Below are 21,645 nucleotides of genomic sequence, written 5' to 3' on the forward strand. Positions count from 1 at the left end.
GCTGCGCCCCCAATTGGCTGGATTATGCAGTGATTGTCAGGTCACATCAAGCACCAGCCAACTGGGCATGCATTTCCTGGATCGAAATAACACTCAGGTCGTCCATGTAGCGCATTCCCTGCACGGCGGCCTCGGCGCCGGCAATGGTCGTGAAGGTGGTCACCCGCCCGAACAAAGCCGAGGTGCGAATATGACGCGAGTCCGCAATCGCATTGCGCCGCTCTTCCACCGTGTTGATGACCAGCGCAATCTCCTGGTTCTTGATCATGTCCACAATGTTGGGCCGTCCTTCGGTCACCTTGTTGACCGTCGCACAGGGCACACCGGCCGCGTTGATGGCCAAGGCCGTGCCCTTGGTTGCCAGTACCGTGAACCCGAGGTCAACCAGATCACGCGCAACCTCAATGACACGGGGTTTGTCGTTGTTTTTGACCGAGATGAACACCTTGCCTGCAGGCTCGCCAGAGGGCGTGCGCGGCCGGGGCAATTTGGTGCCGGCCCCGATTTGAGACTTCACAAAGGCCTCACCAAAAGTCTTGCCCACGCCCATCACCTCGCCGGTGGACTTCATCTCGGGGCCGAGAATGGTGTCAACGCCGGGAAATTTGACAAAGGGGAACACCGCTTCTTTCACGCTGAAATAGGGTGGCGTCACTTCCGTCCCGATGCCCTGAGAGGCAAGCGACTGACCGACCATGCAGCGGGCCGCCACCTTGGCCAACTGAACACCGGTGGCTTTGGACACAAAGGGCACGGTGCGGGACGCTCTTGGATTGACTTCCAGCACAAAAATAACATCAGCGCCATCGAGGGTCTGAATGGCGAACTGCACGTTCATCAAGCCGACCACATGCAGGGCCTCGGCCATGGCCGCCGTTTGCCGCTTGATCTCTGTCACTGTTTCAGCACACAAGCTGTAGGGCGGCAGCGAGCAGGCCGAGTCACCACTGTGCACGCCCGCCTGTTCAATGTGTTCCATCACGCCGCCGATGAAGGTTTGCCCCTGCGAGTCGCGCACACAGTCCACATCGCACTCAATGGCGTCATTCAGGAAGCGGTCCAGCAGCACCGGCGAATCGTGGCTGACCTTGACCGCCTCGCGCATGTAACGCTCCAGGTCGCGCTGCTCATGCACAATTTCCATGGCCCGGCCACCCAGCACATAGCTCGGTCGCACCACCAGCGGGTAGCCCAGCGCGGCCGCCTTTTCAAGCGCCTCGGCCTCGGTGCGGGCAGTCGCGTTGGCGGGCTGACGAAGCCCGAGTTGATGCAGCAACTTCTGAAAGCGTTCACGGTCTTCGGCGGCGTCAATCATGTCGGGCGAGGTGCCGATGATGGGCACGCCGTTGGCTTCCAGCGCCAACGCCAGTTTGAGTGGCGTCTGGCCCCCGTACTGCACGATCACGCCATACGGCTTTTCCTTGTCCACGATTTCAAGCACGTCTTCCAGCGTGACCGGCTCGAAATAGAGACGGTCCGAGGTGTCGTAGTCGGTCGACACAGTCTCGGGGTTGCAATTGACCATGATGGTCTCATAGCCGTCTTCGCGCATCGCCAGCGCCGCATGCACGCAGCAGTAGTCAAACTCGATGCCTTGGCCAATGCGGTTCGGGCCACCGCCGAGCACCATGATTTTTTTCCGGTCGGTGGGATCGGCCTCGCACTCGCTACCGGTGTCGAAGGGGCTGGACGACTCATAGGTCGAGTACAGATACGCCGTGTTGGTGGCGAACTCGGCCGCGCAGGTGTCTACACGCTTATAGACCGGGCGCACACCCAGGGCGTGGCGCTTCTCACGCACAGCCGTGTCGGTGGTCTTGAACTGTTTGGCCAGGCGCCGATCGGAAAATCCTTTTTGCTTCAAAGCGCGCAAGGTCTCGCCGTCCATCGCATCCAGCGCGGAGCCCTGTTCCGGCGCGGGCAGGCGCTCAATCTCCAGCTCAATCTTGACGATCTGCTCAATCTGCACCAGAAACCAGCGGTCAATTTTGGTCAGCTCAAACACCTCGTCGACGCTCCAGCCGGCGGCAAACGCGTCGCCCACGTACCAGATCCGCTCGGGGCCGGGCTCGCCCAACTCTTTTTCCAGCACTTCACGGTCCTGCGTTTTCTCATTCATGCCATCGACGCCCACTTCGAGGCCGCGCAGGGCTTTCTGGAACGACTCCTGAAAGGTGCGCCCCATCGCCATCACTTCACCGACCGATTTCATCTGCGTCGTCAGGCGGCTGTCAGCCGCCGGGAACTTCTCGAACGCGAAACGCGGAATCTTCGTCACCACGTAGTCAATGCTGGGCTCAAAACTGGCGGGTGTGGCCCCGCCCGTGATGTCATTGCGCAACTCGTCCAGCGTGTAACCAACCGCGAGTTTGGCGGCGATCTTGGCAATCGGAAAACCAGTGGCCTTGGAAGCCAGCGCTGAGGAGCGGCTGACGCGCGGGTTCATCTCGATCACCACCATGCGCCCATCTTCGGGGTTGATGGAAAACTGCACGTTGGAGCCACCGGTATCGACGCCGATTTCGCGCAGCACGGCCAGACTGGCGTTGCGCAGAATCTGGTACTCCTTGTCACTCAGCGTCTGCGCCGGCGCGACCGTAATCGAGTCGCCCGTGTGCACACCCATCGGATCCAGGTTTTCAATGGAACAAATGATGATGCAGTTGTCAGCCTGGTCGCGCACCACCTCCATCTCGTACTCTTTCCAGCCGAGCAGCGATTCTTCAATCAGCAGTTCATTGGTCGGCGACGCCTCCAGACCGCGCTTGCAGATGACTTCGAATTCTTCCGAGTTGTAGGCAATGCCGCCACCGGTGCCGCCCAGCGTGAAACTGGGCCGGATCACGGTCGGAAAACCCACCGTCTTTTGCACGCCCCAGGCTTCTTCCATGCTGTGGGCAATGCCGGAGCGGGCCGAACCCAGACCGATTTTGGTCATGGCGTCCTTGAACTTCAGGCGGTCTTCGGCCTTGTCGATGGCCTCGGGCTTGGCGCCAATCAATTCGACGTTGTACTTCTCCAGCACGCCGTGATGCCACAGGTCGAGCGCACAGTTCAGCGCGGTCTGACCGCCCATGGTCGGCAGGATCGCATCGGGGCGCTCCTTGGCAATGATTTTTTCAACCGTCTGCCAGGTGATCGGCTCGATGTAGGTGACGTCCGCCGTGGCCGGGTCGGTCATGATGGTGGCCGGGTTGCTGTTGATCAGAATGACTTTGAAGCCTTCTTCGCGCAGAGCCTTGCAGGCCTGCACACCAGAGTAGTCAAACTCGCAAGCCTGGCCGATGATGATCGGGCCGGCGCCAATGATGAGGATGCTTTTGATGTCGGTACGTTTTGGCATATTGTTGACTGCTCTCTCGTTCTCAGGTGCAACCTTGAGGCTGCACCTGCAAATTCATAAACTCAAAAATGGTGAACCAAACTGAATCAGTTCAGGCTGGCTGTGGCCAGTTTGGCCCCAAACCAGACAAACAAACCACCCACCAGGCTGGAGAGCCCGCTTGAGAGCCGCTTGCGCTGGCTGAAGGCTTGCGCCAGTCGGGCACCCGCAAAAATAAGCGCCGTCAGGTAGGCGGCACTGAAGCTCATCAAAATAGCGCTCAAAATCAGAAACGGCACTTCAGGCTGGGCGTAGGCAGGGTCAATGAACTGCACAAAGAACGATAGCAAAAACAAAATCGCCTTTGGGTTGAGCAAGCTGATCAGCAGCGCCCGGCGAAATGGCCGCTGCAGGTGCGCAGCCGCGGCTGCCGGCTTGGGAACAGGCGCCGCCGCCGTCGATGGCAGGCCATCCGCACGGGCGCGCAAACCAGCGATGGCGCCACGCAGCAAATTCAACCCGACCCAAAACAGATAAGCCGCACCGGCGTACTTGACCACCATGAACACGGCCGCATGCGTGCGCAGCAGGCTGGCCGCACCCAAAGCGGTACACAGCAGCAAAATAGTGTCGCCCACAAACACCCCAAACGCGCCCTGATAGCCGGCACGGACACCGCGCACGGTGGCCACTGACAGCACATACAGCGAGTTCGGCCCAGGCAGCAAAATGATGCCGAAAGCGCCGACAACATAAGTCCACAGGTCGGTGACGCCGTAAAAACTCATGCCTTCTGCTCCATCGCCAGCAGGAAACGGTCAAACAGGTAGCCGATATCGTGCGGCCCCGGCGAGGCCTCCGGGTGGCCCTGGAAACAAAACGCCGGTTTGTCGGTGCGCTCCAGCCCCTGCAGCGTGCCATCGAACAGGCTGATGTGGGTGGCACGCAGATGAGTCGGCAACATGTTTTCATCCACCGCAAAACCGTGGTTTTGACTGGTGATGCTGACGCGCCCGGTATCAAGGTCTTTGACCGGGTGGTTGGCCCCGTGGTGGCCAAACTTCATCTTGAAGGTCCTGGCACCACTGGCCAGCGCCATGATCTGATGCCCAAGGCAAATGCCAAAGGTCGGAATGCCGGACTCGATCAACTCGGCAACAGCGGTAATGGCGTAGTCGCACGGCTGCGGGTCACCAGGCCCGTTGCTCAAGAAAATGCCATCGGGCTGGTACTTGACCGCATCAAACGCAGGGGTCTGCGCTGGCACCACGGTCACCCTGCAACCGCGCTCGGCCAACATGCGCAAAATGTTCTTTTTAATGCCAAAGTCGTACGCCACCACATGAAACTTCGGCTTTGTGAGTTCTCCATGACCGGGCTTGCCGCCGAGGGCCGGTTGGGACAAGCGCCACTCGGTCTGGGTCCATGCATAGGGCTCTTTGACCGTGACCACCTGGGCCAGGTCCAGTCCGGCCATGGCAGGCGCCGCCAGCGCCAGCGCAATGGCCTTGTCGATCAGCCCCTGGGTCACCGCCTCGCCCGGCGCCAAGGCCATGATGCAGCCGTTTTGCGCACCCTGGCTGCGCAACTGGCGCGTCAACTTGCGGGTATCAATGTTGGCAATCGCCACCGTGCCTTCGCGCACCAGGTAGTCACCCAAGGACATGGTTTGGCGGAAGTTGGACGCCAGCAGCGGCAAGTCCTTGATGACCAGACCGGCCACATGCACTTTATCGGCCTCGACATCTTCAAAATTGACGCCGTAGTTGCCTATGTGCGGATACGTGAGGGTAACGATTTGCTGGCAGTAGCTCGGGTCTGTGAGGATTTCCTGGTAGCCGGTCATGGCGGTGTTGAACACCACCTCGCCGACGGTGGAGCCAGCGGCTCCAATGGAATGACCAACATAGACTGTGCCGTCTGCGAGCGCCAAGATGGCGGGGGGAACATTTCCCTGTAAAGACAAAAGCACTGGGTTCTCCGGAAGGGGTTTTCGGGTACGCCCACGCCCGCTCAAGATTGAACTCTTGGCTTGCATTGTCGGGAGAATTGGCTTGAGAAGGCGCTAGGCGTACAGGGTGCGATGAGGCCTCCGAGTATAACCGAGGGGGCCGTCAGGCAGCGATCACCCCACCAAGGAAGTTGCCGCACTGGCATGCAGGCAAATGGCAGCGGCGGCGGCGACGTTAAGAGACTCTTCACCGCCGGGCTGGGCAATACGCACATGCAAGCGGGCCAGCGCCTCCAGCTCGGCGCTGACGCCCTGCCCTTCGTGCCCCAGCGCCCAGGCGCAGGGCATCGGCAGCGCCTGATCTGCGATCGCCTGATGCAACCAGGCGCCCCGGTGCGAGCTGGTCACCACGATCGGCACGGCCAGTAGCGCCAGATCAGCCAGCGCCACGCCTTCGATCAACTGCAAACCCCAATGCGCGCCCATACCGGCACGCAGCACTTTGGGGCTCCACAGCGCAGCCGTACCTTTCAAGGCGATGACTTGTTTGAAACCGAAGGCTGAGGCACTGCGCAGAATCGATCCGACATTGCCTGCGTCTTGCACCCGGTCCAGAATCACCGACGCCATGACCGGCTGCAAAGCCGCCAGCAGCGGCAAATCAAAGACAAAACCCATCTGGGCCGGTGACTCAAGGCCACTGATCGCCGCGAACAAGGAATCCGGGATAACTATACTTTTGATAGCTGCCTGCGCATATTTCACGGGGGCTAGAGGCCAAAATGACTCTGAAAAAACACCAATGGCGGGCCTCACATGACGGGCCAGTGCGGCAGCACCCAGGTGCTCACCCTCGGCCCAGAACCGGCCCTGTCTCCGATAACCGGTGTTGTCTTGCGCCAGGCGACGCAAGTCTTTGAGAAAAGCGTTGTCGCGCGACGTGATGCGCTGAACCTCAGACGCACTCATGGCAGCGCCTCTCGCAACACCTCAGCCACCGGGCCAAAAGTTTTTCGGTGCTGCGGGCAAGCCCCATGCTTTGTCAAGGCCGCCAGGTGCTGCACCGTGCCATAGCCTTTGTGCCGGGCAAAACCATATTGCGGGTACTGCACATCCACCTCGGCGCACCAGCGGTCGCGGTGGACCTTGGCCAGAATCGAGGCGGCTGATATGGCAGCGACCAGTGCGTCGCCTTTGACAATGGCTTCAGCCCGCATGGTCAAGACCGGTAGCCGGTTGCCATCCACCAGCACCAGTGCGGGCTTAAGCCGCAGACCCTCAACCGCCCGGCGCATCGCGAGCAGCGTGGCTTGCAGAATGTTGAGTCGCTCAATTTCCTCCACGCTGGCCTGGGCAATGCAGCAGCACAGAGCTTTGGCACGAATCTCGTCAAACAACTGCTCGCGACGCCGTGCGCTGAGTATTTTTGAATCCGCCAAACCCTTGATCGGCTGCAGGTCGTCCAGAATCACGGCGGCGGCGACCACGGGGCCCGCCAGCGGGCCGCGCCCGGCCTCGTCCACCCCGGCGACCAGTCCAGCAACATCCCACAGGAGCGATGCCTGTTTGATGGATGGCTTGTGAAACACGGCTTGTTCAGCCCTGGAGGACTTGCTGGATCGCATGGGCGGCCAATCGAGGAGTGTCGCGCTGCAACTCTGCGTGCAGGGCGGTGAATTTTTGTTGCAAAGCTGCTATTTTCGCAGGATGCGATGCCTTGGCATCGATCCAGAGCAACACCGCGTCAGCCAGCGCTTGTGCCGTGGCAGCCTCTTGCAGCAATTCAGGCACGACAAACTCCCGGCACAAAATATTGGGCAAGCCGACCCAAGGCTGCAGTTGTTTGCGCCGCATGATCTGCCAGGAGAGCCAAGCCATGCGGTAGGCGATCACCATCGGCCGCTTGAACAGGGCCGCTTCCAGCGTGGCCGTGCCACTGGCGATCAAGGTGACATCACAAGCCGCCAGCACCGTGTGCGACTGGCCCGCAATGATTTGCAGATGCGCCTGCATGCCGCTGGCACGGGCGGCGTGCTCAATGCCTGCCCGCACCGCCGGAATGGCAGGAACTATAAATTTAATAGCAGGATGCGCTTTATTGATAAGGGCTGCAGCCTGAAAGAACCTTAAAGCCAGATGATTGATTTCAGATTGACGACTGCCAGGCAAAATCGCGACAACTTGGTCCTCATCGGCCAGTCCCAAGGCGGCACGCGCAGCCGATCGATCGGGCTCCATCGGAATCACGTTGGCCAATGGGTGCCCAACGTAGGTCGCGGCGATGCCGTGCCGGGCCAGCAGAGCGGGCTCGAACGGAAAAATACACAACACATGGTCGACACTGCGACGAATTTTCTCTACCCGCTCAGGGCGCCAGGCCCAGATGGACGGTGACACAAAATGCACGGTCTTGATGCCCTTGGCTTTCAGGTCTCGCTCCAGATCCAGGTTGAAGTCGGGCGCATCCACACCAATGAAGACATCGGGCTGCTGCCGCAGCAGCCGGGTTTTGAGTTGCCGGCGAATACCCACAATCTCGCGGTAGCGGCGCAGCACCTCCCAGCCAAAGCCATGCACCGAGAGTTTGTCGTGCCCCCACCAGGCCACCAGGCCACGGCGGGCCATCTGAGGGCCGCCGATGCCGACTGCGGTCATGAGTGGCCATTGCTCACGCAGACCATCCAGCAGCAAACCCGCGAGCAGATCACCCGAGGTTTCGCCGGCCACCAGCGCCACCTGGAGTTGTTGGCTAGTTTGATTTGCCATCCAGGCTTCAGCGCGCTTTTGGTTCAGCGCACAATGCCACGCTGGGGCGATGTCTGCTCCAAAAATGAGAGCATCATCTGCACATCTGGCAAGGACTCAGGGCTGCTTTTGACCAAATCCGCAATGCGCTCACGCGCCAGCTGTAGCGTCAGACTCTCGCGATACAGCGCCTTGTGCATGGCTTTGACGGCAGCAATCCGCTCTGGCGAAAAACCACGACGGCGCAGTCCTTCATAGTTCATGGAGCGGGCTTGTGCCGGCTGGCCCTGACACATGACGAACGGCGGCAAATCGGCCAACAACACAGTACACAGGGCCGTCATGCTGTGGGCGCCGATTTTCACAAACTGATGCACCATGGTAAACCCGCCCAGAATTGCCCAGTCTCCCACATGAACGTGGCCCGCCAACTGGGAATTGTTGGCAAATATGGTCTTGTTGCCGACGACGCAATCGTGCGCAAGGTGCACATAGGCCATCAGCCAGTTGTCATCGCCGACGCGAGTTACACCCAGATCCCCTGGCGAACCAATGTTAAAGGTGCAAAACTCGCGAATGGTGTTGCGGTCGCCAATGACCAGTTCACAGGGTTCTCCGGCGTACTTCTTGTCTTGCGGGATAGCACCCAAAGAGCTGAATTGGAAAATGCGGTTGTCGCGTCCGATCGTGGTGTGTCCTTCAATCACGCAATGCGGACCAATCGTGGTCCCCGCGCCCACCTTGACGTTGGGGCCAATCAGGCTGTAGGGGCCAACGGTCACCGAGCTGTCCAGTTGGGCCTGGGAATCGATAATCGCCGTGGCATGAATGGTTGTCAAAGTGCGGACCTCCGCCGGGCCGCCCCAAGGAGGCCCAGCCTCCCCGGGGGGCAGTGCAGCGGCGAAGCCGCAAACGTGGGGGCTCTCATCTTTCAGGCTATTTTGCGCACAGCGCAGGTCAACTCGGCTTCCACAGCGAGCTCATCATCGACCAGGGCGCGCGCCTTGAACTTGAAAACACCTGCCTTCATGCGGACCAACTCAGCTTCAAGAATCAGTTGATCGCCAGGCTCCACAGGCCGGCGAAAGCGCACCGCGTCCATGCCGGCGAAATAGTAGATCATCTGGTCGTCCGGCGAGGCACCGAGTGCGTCGAATGACAGCAGGGCCGCCGCCTGCGCCAGGGCTTCGAGCATCAACACGCCCGGCATCACTGGCCGATGGGGGAAGTGGCCTTGAAAAAATGGCTCATTGATGGTGACATTTTTCACCGCCCGGATGCTCTTGCCCTTGTCAATCGCCAGCACCCGATCCACCAGCAGGAAGGGGTAACGGTGTGGCAGTTGCTTGAGAATTTTGTGGATGTCCATCATGACTTGAATTGACTCGGAACAGGGTTGGTGAAATTTGGCGTCAGACCGCGCCACCGGTTTCAGGGTAGTTTAGGACAGCGCGACACCGCTTAGTGCGCGTCGGACGGTCCCGCAGGAATTGACGCCTTGAGTTTATCTTCCAGCACCCGAATGCGGTCGCGCAAACTGTGCAATTGTTTCAGTGACGCAGCATTTTTTTCCCAGGCGGCATTGTCATCAATCGGGAACATGCCCGTGTAGTGACCGGGCTTGCGAAGCGAGCGGGTGACGACTGTGGCCGCCGAGATGTTGACCCCATCGGCCAGCGTCAGATGTCCCAGCACAGTGGCACCGCCGCCCAGGGTGCAATGAGCGCCAATGGTGGCGCTGCCAGCCACACCGGCGCAACCGGCCATCGCGGTATGTTTCCCAACGTGTACGTTGTGGCCGATCTGTATCAGGTTGTCGAGCTTGACGCCGTCTTCAATCACCGTGTCTTGCAAGGCGCCACGGTCAATACAGGTATTGGCGCCAATTTCAACGTCGTTGCCGATGCGAACCGCACCGAGTTGTTCAATTTTTTCCCAAGCCCCCGCATGGGGCGCAAAACCAAAACCATCGGCACCAATCACAGCACCTGAATGCACCAGACAACGCTCGCCGATGACACAGTTTTCACCCACCGTCACGCGCGACTTGAGGACCGTATCGGCACCCACGCTGGCGCCACTCTCAATCACGCACAGCGCGCCGATGCAGGCGCGCGAGTGCACAAAAGCCTCAGGGTCAATCACCGCGCTCGGGTGAATCTGCGGCCGTGCCGTCCGCGGCAGACTCTTTTTCCAGAGTTGCGTGACACGGGCAAAGTACAGGTAAGGCTGCTCGGTCACGATGCAAGCCCCGCGCGCCAACGCCGCTCCTCGCATCTCCGGGCCGACGATGACACAAGCGGCTCTGGAGGCCGCCAATTGGTTCTGGTACTTGGGGTGGCTGAGAAAACTCAACTGTTGTGGCGTTGCGCTTTCAAGTGGCGCCAGGCCCTCGATTTTGAGACTTGCATCGCCCTGCAAATCTCCGCCAAGCAACTCGACAATCGAACCTAGAAGCAGCGTCACACGTCACTTGCCTGAGGCACCGCTATTTAACACCGTTCGAATTCAGTACCTTGAGGACTTTGTCGGTGATATCCAGTCTTGGATTGACATACACCGCGTCCTGCAGAATCAGGTCGTATTTTTCCGCTTCAGCCACTTGCTTGACCACTTTGTTGGCGCGCTCAATCACCTGCTGCAACTCTTCGTTTTTGCGGGCATTCAGGTCTTCCTGAAATTCACGACGCTTGCGCTGGAAGTCACGATCCTGCTCCACCAACTGCTTTTGCCGCGTGGTGCGCTGCCCCGCCGACAAAGTAGGTGCTTCACGCTCAAAGGTGTCAGCCAGCGTCTTCAACGCAGCCCCCAGATCAATGATCTCCTTTTCGCGCTTGGAAAACTCCTGTTCAAGCTTGAGTTGGGCCGACTTGGCCGTACTCGCCTCCTTGAAAATCCGGTCGGTACTGACGAATCCAATCCTGAACTCCTGGGCTTGAGCCTGCATTTGTGCCGACACCAGCAGACAGCCGAACAGAATACTGGCAAAACTGCGACGTAGAAAATAGTTCATTAGAAAGTCGTTCCAATTTGAAATTGCATGTTCTGGATTTTATCGCCTTCGAACTTTTTGATGGGCTTGGCGATCGCCAGCCGCAACGGACCGACCGGCGATATCCAGCTGACGCCCACCCCGACCGATGAGCGCAGGCTGCCCGCATTTTCATTGATCGCGCCCGGACCCGACACACTGCCAACATCAAGGAACGCAAACATCCGCAAGGTCCGGTCATTGCCGGCGCCGGGAAAGGGGGAAAGTATTTCGGCGTTCAAATTCATCTTTCTGGTACCACCAAGGATGGTTCCCGCGCTGTCCTGCGGTCCCAGACTTCCTTGCTCAAATCCGCGTACCGACCCCAAACCGCCCCCGTAGAAATTTTTAAACACTGGATAACTTTTATCGCCAACTGCCACACCCCAGCCCAACTCACCATTGAAGGCGGCGGTGAACTGCTTGTTGAGTGGGACATATTGCTGATATTGGTAGGTGGCGCGTACATAGTGGACATCGCCCGCCGGCGACCACTCGGCATTGGCGCGTTGATAGCGGCCGGAGTTGGGTGCCAGTGCACTGTCACGACGGTCGCGCGACCAACCAACCGTCAAAGGAATTGCCATACTGGAAAGCCCATATTCCTGGATGTGCGCTTCGTAGGATGAAGGTAAAAGAGTGCCGCGCTCAATGGTCGTATTCTCGATACCAGCACCGAAATAAACCGTATCGGTCTCCGTGAAAGGCACACCAAAGCGCAAACTGCCGCCCGAAGTTACCAGCTTGTAATAACTGTCGTCCTGGTACGGACTGCTGGTCCGATGGTAGACGTCAACAGTCCGGGAGACACCATCGGCGGTAAAGTAAGGATCGGTGGTATTGAAAACAACAACCCGGTTGAACTTGCTGGTGTTGACTTGCACCCCCAGGGAGTTGCCCGAACCAAAGGCGTTTTCCTGCTTCAGACCAAAGGAAAGCCCGAGCCCGTCGCCGCTTGAAAAGCCAGCACCCAGACTCAGGCTGCCGGTTGGCCTTTCAACAACATTGATGCTCAAATCGACCTGATCCGGTGACCCGGGCACTTCCTGGGTCTCGATACCGACCTCGCTGAAGTAGCCCAGACGATCCACCCGGTCGCGTGACAGCTTGATCTTGTCAGCGTCATACCAGGAGGCCTCAAATTGCCGAAACTCCCGGCGCACCACCACATCACGCGTGCGACTGTTGCCGGCTACATTGATTTTGCGCACATAGGCCCGCCGCGATGGCTCCGCCTGCAGGACCAGGGCGACACGGTTGTTGACGCGATCGATGTCAGGGCGCGCCTGCACCCGCGCAAAAGCAAAGCCAAAATTGCCGAAATAGTCGGTGAACGCCTTCGTGGTCTTGGCGACTTCATCGGCGTTATAGGCCTGACCGGGTCGAATCGTCACCAGCGACTTGAACTCGTCGTCTTTGCCCAGAAAATTACCTTCGAGCTTGACACCACTCACGATAAAGCGCTCACCTTCGGTGATGTTGATCGTGATGGAAATATCCGTTTTGTTAGGCAAAATCGCCACTTGGGTTGAGTCCACTTTGAACTCCAGATAACCCCGTGTCAGGTAATAAGAACGCAGGGTTTCAATATCAGCATTGAGTTTGGCGCGTGAATAACGATCCGACTTGGTGTACCAACTCAGCCAGCCACCGGTGTCCAGATCAAACAGGCCACGCAAGGTTGACTCGCCAAAAACATGGTTGCCGACGATCCGAATTTCGCTGATTTTTGCCGCATCGCCCTCGGTGACAGTGAACGTCAGGTTGACCCGGTTGCGTTCAATCGGTGTCACCGTCGTCACCACTTCTGCGGCATACAGGCTGCGATTGATGTATTGCCGTTTGAGCTCCTGTTCAGCGCGGTCAAGCTGGGCTTTGTCAAACGGGCGGCCATCAGCCAGGCCGATATCACGCAAGGCTTTTTTGAGGACGTCCTTGTCAAACTCTTTGGTGCCGACAAACTCAACCTCCGCAACGGTGGGCCGCTCCTCGACCACAATCACCAACACGTCACCACTGACCTCAATGCGGACGTCCTTGAACAGACCCAGCGCAAAAAGCGTCCGGATTGCGGAAGAGCCCACTTCGTCGTTATAGACGTCGCCGACCCGAACCGGCAGCGACACGAAAACAGTGCCTGGCTCCACCCGCTGCAAGCCCTCAATACGAATATCGCGCACAGTGAAAGGACTGACCGCCCAGGCCGAGCCGGCCACAAAAACCAGAGAAGCGACGACGGATACGGCGCGCAGAGCAAAGCGATTGAATTGCATTTTTATTAAAAAATCAAGCCGATGTTGAATGTCAACACCAGACATTTAGCCAAATAAGCGGGTTATGTCGTTAAAGAGGGCAATCGACATCAGAAGGAACAGGATGGCAACGCCACCCCGCTGCAAAGTCTCCATCCAGGCATCCGAAACCGGTTTGCCCGTCACACCTTCCCAAAGATAATACATCAGGTGACCACCGTCCAGAACCGGCAGCGGCAGCAAATTCAAAACGCCCAAGCTGACACTGATCAAGGCCAGGAACAGCAAGTACTGCGTCAATCCCATCGCAGCGGATTTGCCGGCGTAATCCGCAATTGTCAAAGGACCGCTGAGGTTTTTGACTGAAGCCTCGCCAATCAGCATCTTGCCCATCATTCTGAGCGTCAAGAGAGAGACATCCCAGGTATGCGTCACGCCGCGCCACAAACCGTCGACAGCGCCATAGCGCATCGTCACCAGCTCCGGCATGGCCCCAACATAGGCGCCGATTCTCCCCACCAACAACTCTCCGTCTTGCCGAGACTCGGGCGTGACGATGATTTCCAGTTCGATTCCGGCCCGGTCAATTTTCCAGGTGGATGGGACGGTTCGGCCGTTCACGATCGATGCGCGAATCAGTCGACGCAATTGCTGGCCGTCCACCACCGGCACCGACCCGACCTGGCGCACCACATCGCCTTCGCGCAAACCAGCTTTGTCGGCCGCGGCGCCCGCCATGACCTCGCCAATGACAGGACGGGTGTATGGGCCCACGACCCCAATTTTGCGAAACAAGTCCGCATTGGCCTCGCTGGCATCCATGGCGGAGAGCTTCAGCAGCACGTCGCCTGTCGTCGTACGTCCCGGCCCCGTCAGCTCCAGTTGCACGTCTTGCCCTTCCAGCGCCCCCCGGGTCAAGAACCAGCGCAGGTCTTCAAACGACGCCACGCTCTTCATTTCGTCGTCGGCAAAGCCGGCACGCTGGACCCGCTCACCGCCCACCAATCCGGCCTGCTGCGCAATCGAACCCGCCTCGGGGCTGGCCAGAATCGCTGCCGGATATTGCACGCCACTCCAGTTCACCACCGCGTACAACAACACCGCAAGCAGCAAATTGGCCACCGGGCCCGCCGCCACAATGGCGACGCGCGAACGCAAAGGCTGATTGTTGAATGCCAGATGCCGCTCACCCTCGGGCACCGGTGCCTCGCGCTCATCAAGCATCTTGACGTAGCCGCCCACCGGAAAAGCGCACAGCGCAAATTCGGTCGCTGAACCCTTGCGCTGCCATCGATACAACGTCTTACCAAATCCAATGGAAAAGCGCAGCACTTTGACACCACAAGCCACAGCCACCCGGTAGTGGCCATACTCGTGGATGGCGATCAATACGCCAAGGGCGAGTACAAAGGCGGCAACAGTCAGCATGCGTCTTCTATTGGAAATTTATTGATTGCCGACACGGCGCACCACCTGCTGCGCGGCAGCACGCGACTCGGCGTCCAGTGCCAGCAGATCCTCCAGCGACTGCGGGCTGGCCGGGACAACCGATTCGAGCGTTTCCAGATTAACCTCGTGAATCTGGTCAAACCGAATTCGGCCGTCAAGAAACGCAGCGACCGCCACTTCATTGGCAGCGTTCAACACGGCAGTCGAACCGGAAGGCGCCCGCAACACTGACCACGCCAGCTGCAAACCCGGAAAACGTTGTTCGTGGCCGTTCGAGTCCAGCGACTCGAACGTCAGGTCAGCCATCGCCCGAAAATCCAGCGCGCCAGCACCCGAGACCATGCGATCCGGCCAGCACAGGCCATAGGCAATCGGCACTTTCATGTCGGGCGTGCCGAGCTGGGCCAGGACGGAATTGTCTTTGTACTGCACCATTGAATGAATGACGCTCTGCGGGTGAATCACCACCTCAATCTGCTCCGGATTGACACCAAACAGGAATCTGGCCTCAATGACTTCCAGCGCCTTGTTCATCATGGTGGCGGAATCGACAGAAATCTTGCGCCCCATGACCCAATTGGGGTGGGCGCAGGCCTGCTCCGGGGTCACGTCCCGCAGCGTGTGGGGCTCACGCTGTCTGAACGGCCCACCTGATGCAGTGAGAATAATTTTGTCAATCTGGCTCGACCAGACGGCAGCATCGTCGGGCAATGACTGAAAAATAGCCGAATGCTCGCTGTCAATCGGCAGCAGCTTGGCGCCCCCCTTGGCCACCGCCTGCATGAAATAGGCGCCGCCCACCACCAAGGCTTCCTTATTGGCCAGCAACAAACGTTTGCCCGCCTGGGCTGCCGCCAAACAGGAGGCCAATCCGGCCGCCCCCACGATCGCAGCCATAACCGCATCCACCAGTTCATGCGAGGCAATCATGGCAAGGGCCGATGCGCCCCAAAGAACCCGTGTCGTCAAATGAAGTTCGCGGCATTGGCGCTCCAGCGTGCGTCCATGGGGCTCACTGACCATGACGGCAAACACGGGCTTGAACCGCACGCACTGTTCCAGCATCAATTGCGTCTGAGTCGCAGCGCTCAGGGCGAAGACCTCGAACCGATCGGGATGGCGCGCAATCACATCGAGCGTGCTGACCCCAATGGATCCCGTCGAGCCCAAAATAGCAACCCGCTGCTTGGGCAAGTTTTTCACATCATTCATTGGCACCGTCACACAGAGTAAAGCATCATGGCCAGCGGCAAGGTAGGCAACAAGGCGTCCACCCGGTCCAATACACCGCCATGACCTGGCAGCAAGCCACTGCTGTCCTTGACGCCCGCACTGCGTTTCACCAGCGACTCAAACAAGTCACCCACAACGCTCATCGCCGCCATAAAGATGGCGGCAATCAGCAGCAACCAGCCGCCTTGTCGGCCCACGTGGCTATAAAAACTGGGCACGGTGCTGGCCCATGCGGTATCCAACCAACGCCAGGCAAAGGCCAGTGCAATGACACCCGCCATGCCGCCCCATACCCCTTCCCAGCTTTTGCCGGGGCTGATGCTGGGTGCCAGTTTGCTTCGGCTAAAACGCCCGCCGAAGGTGCGGCCCGCAAAATAGGCACCAATGTCCGCCACCCACACCAGCACCAGAATGGAGAGCAAAAAATTAATGCCAATCACCCTCGCCTGCGCCACTGCCAGCCAGGCCAGGCACAGCGCCAGCAGACCCGCCATCAGCCGCAGCGCCCGCGGATGGGCCGACCAGGCCGACACACCACGGTGCAACACCCAGGCGCCAGCCAGCACCCAGACAGCTCCAGCAGCCATCCAGAGCCCGCCCAGCGATCGCTCCAGCCAGCCTGACCACCAGGCCGCAGCACACAGCAACCCACTGACCAGTCCAGCGCCAAGCGAGACCGACTGGGAATAGCCGTTGAGGCGAGCCCACTCCCACGCGCCGGCAGCAATCAGCAACAGGGCGATGGCACAAAATGGCTCAGGCGAGCGATAGAACATCGCTGGCAGCAAGATAAGCAGCATGACCAGGGCGGTGATAACACGCTGCTTCAACATCTATTGGTTCTCAAGCAAAACCACGCACAACAGTCGGCATGACAAGCTGATCTGCATGGCGATGGGGGGAGGAAACACCTGAGGCAAGGTTGTTGCAAATCAGACCGCCATGATGTCTTGCTCTTTGGCAGCCACCAGTTGGTCGATCACGATGATGTGCCGGTCAGTCACTTTTTGAATGTCGGTCTCGCAGCGTTTTTGCTCATCTTCCGAGGCCAGCTTGTCCTTGACGGCTTTTCTGATCGCTTCATTGGCGTCACGGCGCAAATTGCGTATCGCGATCTTGGCGCCTTCGCCTTCACCGCGAACCACTTTGGAGAGTTCCTTGCGTCGCTCCTCCGACATGGCGGGCATCGGGACGCGGATCAAGTCACCCATGGACGACGGGTTGAGTCCCAGATCGCTGTCACGAATGGCTTTTTCGATCTTGGCGCCCATCCCCTTTTCCCAAGGCTGCACACTGATGGTTCGAGCATCCAGCAAGGACACATTGGCCACCTGGCTGATCGGCAGCATGGCACCGTAATAGTCAACGTGCACGGTGTCCAGCAACGCAGGGTTGGCGCGACCGGTCCGAATCTTGGTCAGGTTGTGTTTAAACGCTTCGATGGATTGGTCCATCTTGCCTTCAACCGTGTTTTTTATCTCGGCAATCGTCATGTTTATTCCTCACTCGACTGTTCAAAGGACACTGTTCAAAAAGATGCAATTTTGACACGGTCAGGCATAAACCAGCGTGCCCTCGTCTTCGCCCATCACCACACGCTTGAGGGCGCCATGTTTCAATATGGAGAACACTTTGATGGGTAGTTTTTGATCGCGGCACAAGGCAAATGCAGTGGCGTCCATGATGCCCAGGTTTTGCGCCATCGCGTCATCAAATGAAATTTTGCTGTAGCGAGTAGCCTGCGGGTCTTTCTTGGGATCGGCGGTGTAGACACCATCGACCTTGGTCGCCTTCAGCACCACCTCGGCGCCGATTTCAGCGCCACGCAATGCGGCAGCGGTGTCGGTGGTGAAAAACGGGTTGCCGGTACCGGCCGCAAAAATCACCACTTTGCCTTCTTCAAGGTATTGCAGCGCCTTGGGTCGAACATAGGGCTCCACCACCTGTTCAATCGCAATGGCCGACATGACGCGTGCGGTCAGCCCCGCCTTGTTCATGGTGTCACCCAGGGCAAGGGCATTCATAACGGTGGCCAACATGCCCATGTAATCGGCAGTCGCCCGATCCATCCCGACCGAGCCACCCGCCACACCCCGAAAAATATTGCCACCGCCAATGACCACCGCCACCTCCACGCCCAGACGTGTCACCTCGGCGATCTCGTTGACCATGCGCACAATCGTGTCGTGGTTAATACCGAACTGGTCATCGCCCATCAAGGCCTCGCCTGACAGCTTGAGCAAAATACGCTTATGAGCTGGTTTGGCGACGGACATGATGAACTCCTGATGTGATGACGGTTGAGCGGGGTAAATCCAAATTCAGATCTGTGGTTTCGATCTGAACCCGGATTGAAATACCTGGTTTTCGCAGGGGCAGAGGCAATCAGCTGGCCTGTTTGGCAGCCGCCATCTGGGCCGCCACTTCAGCGGCAAAATCTTCGACTTTCTTCTCGATGCCTTCACCCACCACGTACAGCGTAAAAGCCTTCACCGTCGTACCCGTGGCCTTGAGCATCTGCTCAACCGTCTGCTTGTCATTTTTCACAAATGACTGGTTAAACAGCGATACTTCCTTGAGGTATTTTTGTACGCCGCCTTCAATGCGCTTGGCGACGATCTCGGCCGACTGAACCGGCTTGCCGGCGGCCGTCGCCACTGCAGCATCTTCAGCTGCTTTGGCGGCTGCCACGGAACGCTCCCTGGCCACCAGTTCGGCAGGCACATCGTCGCTGGACAAAGCCACTGGCTTCATGGCAGCAACGTGCATCGCCACGTCCTTGGCGGCAGTGGCGTCGCCGTCAAACTCAACCACGACGCCAATGCGGGTGCCGTGCAGATACGAGGCCAGCTTGGCACCTGACGCAAAACGTTTGAAGCGGCGAAAACTCATGTTCTCGCCGATCTTGCCGATCAGGCCCTTGCGCACGTCTTCGAGAGTCGGTCCAAAACCATCCTGGGTGTAAGGCAAGGCAGCCAGCGCCGCCAGGTCAGCGGGATTGTTCTGCGCAATCAGTTTTGCCGCCGTATTGGCCAACGCCAAAAAGCTGTCGTTCTTGGTGACAAAGTCGGTTTCGCAGTTGACTTCGAGCAAAGCGCCGACGTCACCTTCCATGTAACTGGTGATCACGCCTTCGGCGGTAATACGTCCGGCGGCCTTGCCAGCTTTGCTGCCCAGCTTGACGCGCAGCAACTCTTCGGCCTTGACCATGTCACCTTGCGCTTCGGTCAAGGCACGTTTGCATTCCATCATGGGTGCGTCCGTTTTGCCACGCAGTTCAGCCACCATGCTTGCGGTAATTGCAGCCATTTTTTTCTCCGTCATCAGTTCAAATAGTTAAATGGGGACTCAAAAAAGGGGCCCAGAAGCCCCCTTTTTTTAGGGCAGCAGACAGCTCAGGCTGCTGTTTCATTCACTTCAACAAATTCGTCAGAGCTCTCAGCGACGACAGCCTTGACCACATCGTCCACCGCATTGGAACGACCTTCAATGATCGCATCGGCAATGCCGCGAGCATACAAAATAACTGCCTTGGATGAGTCATCGTTGCCAGGAATGATGTAATCAATTCCTTCAGGCGAGTGATTGGTGTCGACCACGGCAATCAGGGGAATGCCGAGCTTTTTGGCTTCGGCAATCGCAATTTTGTGGAAACCGACGTCAATCACGAAAATCGCATCCGGCAGCACCGTCATATCCTGAATGCCGCCAATGTCGCGTTCCAGCTTGGCCAGCTCACGGGCGAACATGAGCTGCTCTTTCTTGCTCAAGCTGTCCAGACCCGCTTCTTGCTGGATCTTCATGTCTTTGAGGCGTTTGATGGAGGTCTTGACCGTCTTGAAGTTGGTCAACATGCCGCCGAGCCAACGCTGGTCAACATAAGGCACGCCCGCACGCTGGGCTTCCAGGGCGACGGTCTCACGTGCCTGGCGTTTGGTACCCACCATCAGCACGGTGCCGCGCCGGGCGGAAACCTGGCTCGCAAACTTGGCGGCCTCCTGGAACATCGGCAGCGATTTTTCCAGGTTGATAATGTGAATCTTGTTGCGATGGCCGAAGATGAACGGGGCCATTTTGGGGTTCCAGAAGCGGGTTTGGTGGCCAAAATGGACACCGGCTTCCAGCATTTCGCGCATGGTAATTGCCATAATTAATTCCAAAGGTTAGGTCTAAAATCCAGTTCGTTTTTGCCACTTTTCGAAGACGCCACTGATGCGCCGGTAAAAAGTTGCAACACCTTGATGAAACTGGTTTGCTGATTTGCTCACCAAATAGCCACTTGGGCCACCCAGCAAAGCCCGACAATTATAGCCTGCGATTCCATGCTTTCAGACCTCCACACCACCCGGCAGCGCTTGCGCACCGGCCAAACCCAGGCAACAAGCGAAATTGAGCGAGCCATTCAGGCCGCGCAATCACCTGCCTGCCAGCATGCCTTCCTGCAGACCACGTTTGACGAGGCCCGCGCCATCGCCAACACCCCTGGCATCCAGACCAAGCCGCTGGCGGGCCTGGCCGTTTCCATCAAGGACCTGTTTGACGTGGCCGGACAAACCACCTGCGCCGGCTCGGTGGTCCTCAAGGACACCCCGCCCGCCAAGCAAGACAGCCCGGCCGTTGCGCGTTTGCGCCGCGCTGGCGCCGCCTTCATGGGGCGCACCCATATGGTGGAATTTGCGTTCTCGGGCGTCGGCACCAATCCGCACTTTGGTACACCGGTCAACCCGTGCAGCACCGATGTGCCACGCATTCCCGGTGGCTCCTCGTCGGGCGCTGGCGTATCAGTCGCTACCGGCGCCGCCCTCATCGGTCTGGGAAGCGACACCGGCGGCTCCATCCGCATCCCGGCCGCTCTGAACGGCATTGTTGGCTTTAAAAGCACCGCCCGCCTGGTGCCGACCCAAGGTGCCCTGCCCTTGTCCACCACACTTGACACGGTCTGCGCCATGACCCGCAGCGTGCGTGACGCAATGCTGGCGCACGAGCTGCTGGCCCAGCGCCAGGTGACGCGTAGCGCCGCGCCACTGGCCGCCTACCGCCTGGCCGTTGCCCGCACCCTGATGCAGGACGACCTGGACGACACCGTTTCACGCGCCTGGCAGCGCACCCTGGCCACCCTGCGCCGGGCCGGAGCCCGGATTGAAGAAGTCAACCTGACCGAGATCAGCCAGCTGCAGTCGATTCAGGCCGCAGGCAGCTTGGCGGCGGCTGAGAGTTACGTTTGGCATCGCCAGTTACTTGAGCGCAACGCAGTTGCTTACGACCCACGCGTAGCAAGCCGCATCCAGCGCGGCGCCAGCATGAGTGCCTATGACTACATCACGCTGCTGCGCGAGCGGCAACGCTGGATCAGCCAGATGGCATCGGCCCTACAGGGCTTTGACGCGGTGTTGTCGCCCACCGTCCCGATCGTGGCGCCACCCATAGCGGAGCTGGCACCAGGCCTCGCGCGCGACGCCGCATTTTTCCGCGTCAACGCCCTGCTGCTGCGCAACCCCAGCGTGGTCAACATGCTCGATGGCTGCGCCCTGTCGCTGCCGTGCCAGACCGCCGATGAGTTACCCGTGGGTTTGATGGTCTGGGCCGGTGCGTTACGCGACGACACCGTGCTCAATATCGCGCTGCAGATCGAACAAATACTACAAAAATAGTAGCACATTGT

General features: G+C 58.9%; 19 protein-coding genes. 1 reads left to right on the forward strand and 18 read right to left on the reverse strand.

What is annotated here, in order from left to right; translation table 11 throughout:
• Positions 1-46: 46 nt before the first annotated feature.
• From carB to rpsB, 18 genes are all read right to left on the reverse strand, one after another.
• On the reverse strand, positions 47-3,343 hold the full coding sequence (gene carB, locus WA157_RS05615) for a carbamoyl-phosphate synthase large subunit (RefSeq protein WP_422620033.1): 3,297 nt from the start codon (positions 3,341-3,343) through the stop codon (positions 47-49).
• Positions 3,344-3,429: 86 nt separating this feature from the next.
• Entirely contained in the window at positions 3,430-4,110 is a 681-nt protein-coding gene (gene leuE / locus WA157_RS05620; protein WP_422620034.1) for a leucine efflux protein LeuE, read from the reverse strand.
• Positions 4,107-5,294: a glutamine-hydrolyzing carbamoyl-phosphate synthase small subunit gene (gene carA / locus WA157_RS05625; RefSeq protein ID WP_422620035.1), complete on the reverse strand. Its 1,188-nt coding sequence runs from the start codon at positions 5,292-5,294 to the stop codon at positions 4,107-4,109. Before carA ends, leuE begins: the two co-directional genes overlap by 4 nt.
• A gap of 153 nt (positions 5,295-5,447) precedes the next feature.
• Positions 5,448-6,242, reverse strand: coding sequence for a TrmH family RNA methyltransferase (locus tag WA157_RS05630; RefSeq protein WP_422620036.1), 795 nt, complete (start codon positions 6,240-6,242; stop codon positions 5,448-5,450).
• Positions 6,239-6,898, reverse strand: a complete 660-nt coding sequence (rnhB, locus tag WA157_RS05635) for a ribonuclease HII (RefSeq protein ID WP_422620037.1) — start codon at positions 6,896-6,898, stop codon at positions 6,239-6,241. Before rnhB ends, WA157_RS05630 begins: the two co-directional genes overlap by 4 nt.
• A complete protein-coding gene (gene lpxB, locus WA157_RS05640; RefSeq protein ID WP_422620038.1) occupies positions 6,870-8,039 on the reverse strand; it encodes a lipid-A-disaccharide synthase in 1,170 nt (389 codons plus the stop codon). Before lpxB ends, rnhB begins: the two co-directional genes overlap by 29 nt.
• Before the next feature lie 23 nt (positions 8,040-8,062).
• Positions 8,063-8,857, reverse strand: a complete 795-nt coding sequence (lpxA, locus tag WA157_RS05645; protein ID WP_422620039.1) for an acyl-ACP--UDP-N-acetylglucosamine O-acyltransferase — start codon at positions 8,855-8,857, stop codon at positions 8,063-8,065.
• A gap of 92 nt (positions 8,858-8,949) precedes the next feature.
• Positions 8,950-9,390 (reverse strand): 3-hydroxyacyl-ACP dehydratase FabZ, encoded by a 441-nt coding sequence (gene fabZ, locus WA157_RS05650; protein WP_422620040.1) that lies wholly within the window; start codon positions 9,388-9,390, stop codon positions 8,950-8,952.
• A gap of 89 nt (positions 9,391-9,479) precedes the next feature.
• On the reverse strand, positions 9,480-10,484 hold the full coding sequence (gene lpxD, locus WA157_RS05655; protein ID WP_422620041.1) for a UDP-3-O-(3-hydroxymyristoyl)glucosamine N-acyltransferase: 1,005 nt from the start codon (positions 10,482-10,484) through the stop codon (positions 9,480-9,482).
• 22 nt (positions 10,485-10,506) lie between these two features.
• Positions 10,507-11,031, reverse strand: a complete 525-nt coding sequence (locus WA157_RS05660; protein ID WP_422620042.1) for an OmpH family outer membrane protein — start codon at positions 11,029-11,031, stop codon at positions 10,507-10,509.
• The gene (gene bamA, locus WA157_RS05665) at positions 11,031-13,328 is read right to left on the reverse strand and encodes an outer membrane protein assembly factor BamA (protein WP_422620075.1); all 2,298 of its coding nucleotides are present in this window, start codon (positions 13,326-13,328) and stop codon (positions 11,031-11,033) included. Before bamA ends, WA157_RS05660 begins: the two co-directional genes overlap by 1 nt.
• A 39-nt stretch (positions 13,329-13,367) precedes the next feature.
• Positions 13,368-14,729: an RIP metalloprotease RseP gene (gene rseP / locus WA157_RS05670; RefSeq protein WP_422620043.1), complete on the reverse strand. Its 1,362-nt coding sequence runs from the start codon at positions 14,727-14,729 to the stop codon at positions 13,368-13,370.
• Positions 14,730-14,747: 18 nt separating this feature from the next.
• Positions 14,748-15,962, reverse strand: a complete 1,215-nt coding sequence (ispC, locus tag WA157_RS05675) for a 1-deoxy-D-xylulose-5-phosphate reductoisomerase (protein WP_422620044.1) — start codon at positions 15,960-15,962, stop codon at positions 14,748-14,750.
• 8 nt (positions 15,963-15,970) lie between these two features.
• The gene (locus tag WA157_RS05680) at positions 15,971-16,816 is read right to left on the reverse strand and encodes a phosphatidate cytidylyltransferase (protein WP_422620045.1); all 846 of its coding nucleotides are present in this window, start codon (positions 16,814-16,816) and stop codon (positions 15,971-15,973) included.
• Positions 16,817-16,915: 99 nt separating this feature from the next.
• Positions 16,916-17,476 (reverse strand): ribosome recycling factor, encoded by a 561-nt coding sequence (gene frr, locus WA157_RS05685; protein WP_422620046.1) that lies wholly within the window; start codon positions 17,474-17,476, stop codon positions 16,916-16,918.
• A gap of 60 nt (positions 17,477-17,536) precedes the next feature.
• A complete protein-coding gene (pyrH, locus tag WA157_RS05690) occupies positions 17,537-18,259 on the reverse strand; it encodes a UMP kinase (RefSeq protein ID WP_422620047.1) in 723 nt (240 codons plus the stop codon).
• A gap of 109 nt (positions 18,260-18,368) precedes the next feature.
• Positions 18,369-19,292, reverse strand: a complete 924-nt coding sequence (tsf, locus tag WA157_RS05695; RefSeq protein WP_422620048.1) for a translation elongation factor Ts — start codon at positions 19,290-19,292, stop codon at positions 18,369-18,371.
• Positions 19,293-19,378: 86 nt separating this feature from the next.
• On the reverse strand, positions 19,379-20,131 hold the full coding sequence (rpsB, locus tag WA157_RS05700; protein WP_011464282.1) for a 30S ribosomal protein S2: 753 nt from the start codon (positions 20,129-20,131) through the stop codon (positions 19,379-19,381).
• A gap of 174 nt (positions 20,132-20,305) precedes the next feature.
• Here rpsB and WA157_RS05705 point away from each other — a divergent pair, with 174 nt between their 5' ends.
• Positions 20,306-21,634, forward strand: a complete 1,329-nt coding sequence (locus WA157_RS05705) for an amidase (protein ID WP_422620049.1) — start codon at positions 20,306-20,308, stop codon at positions 21,632-21,634.
• Positions 21,635-21,645: the final 11 nt, after the last annotated feature.

It is taken from the genome of Rhodoferax ferrireducens, assembly GCF_049302455.1.
GTDB classification, from domain to species: domain Bacteria; phylum Pseudomonadota; class Gammaproteobacteria; order Burkholderiales; family Burkholderiaceae_C; genus Rhodoferax; species Rhodoferax ferrireducens_B.

Bases quoted from the DNA above. Each gene is read 5' to 3' on its own strand.
- carB (WP_422620033.1), bottom strand. From the start codon at position 3,343: ATGCCAAAACGTACCGACATCAAAAGCATCCTCATCATTGGCGCCGGC.
- leuE (WP_422620034.1), bottom strand. From the start codon at position 4,110: ATGAGTTTTTACGGCGTCACCGACCTGTGGACTTATGTTGTCGGCGCT.
- WA157_RS05630 (WP_422620036.1), bottom strand. From the start codon at position 6,242: ATGAGTGCGTCTGAGGTTCAGCGCATCACGTCGCGCGACAACGCTTTT.
- rnhB (WP_422620037.1), bottom strand. From the start codon at position 6,898: ATGCGATCCAGCAAGTCCTCCAGGGCTGAACAAGCCGTGTTTCACAAG.
- lpxB (WP_422620038.1), bottom strand. From the start codon at position 8,039: ATGGCAAATCAAACTAGCCAACAACTCCAGGTGGCGCTGGTGGCCGGC.
- fabZ (WP_422620040.1), bottom strand. From the start codon at position 9,390: ATGATGGACATCCACAAAATTCTCAAGCAACTGCCACACCGTTACCCC.
- WA157_RS05660 (WP_422620042.1), bottom strand. From the start codon at position 11,031: ATGAACTATTTTCTACGTCGCAGTTTTGCCAGTATTCTGTTCGGCTGT.
- rseP (WP_422620043.1), bottom strand. From the start codon at position 14,729: ATGCTGACTGTTGCCGCCTTTGTACTCGCCCTTGGCGTATTGATCGCC.
- ispC (WP_422620044.1), bottom strand. From the start codon at position 15,962: ATGAATGATGTGAAAAACTTGCCCAAGCAGCGGGTTGCTATTTTGGGC.
- WA157_RS05680 (WP_422620045.1), bottom strand. From the start codon at position 16,816: ATGTTGAAGCAGCGTGTTATCACCGCCCTGGTCATGCTGCTTATCTTG.
- frr (WP_422620046.1), bottom strand. From the start codon at position 17,476: ATGACGATTGCCGAGATAAAAAACACGGTTGAAGGCAAGATGGACCAA.
- pyrH (WP_422620047.1), bottom strand. From the start codon at position 18,259: ATGTCCGTCGCCAAACCAGCTCATAAGCGTATTTTGCTCAAGCTGTCA.
- tsf (WP_422620048.1), bottom strand. From the start codon at position 19,292: ATGGCTGCAATTACCGCAAGCATGGTGGCTGAACTGCGTGGCAAAACG.
- rpsB (WP_011464282.1), bottom strand. From the start codon at position 20,131: ATGGCAATTACCATGCGCGAAATGCTGGAAGCCGGTGTCCATTTTGGC.
- WA157_RS05705 (WP_422620049.1), top strand. From the start codon at position 20,306: ATGCTTTCAGACCTCCACACCACCCGGCAGCGCTTGCGCACCGGCCAA.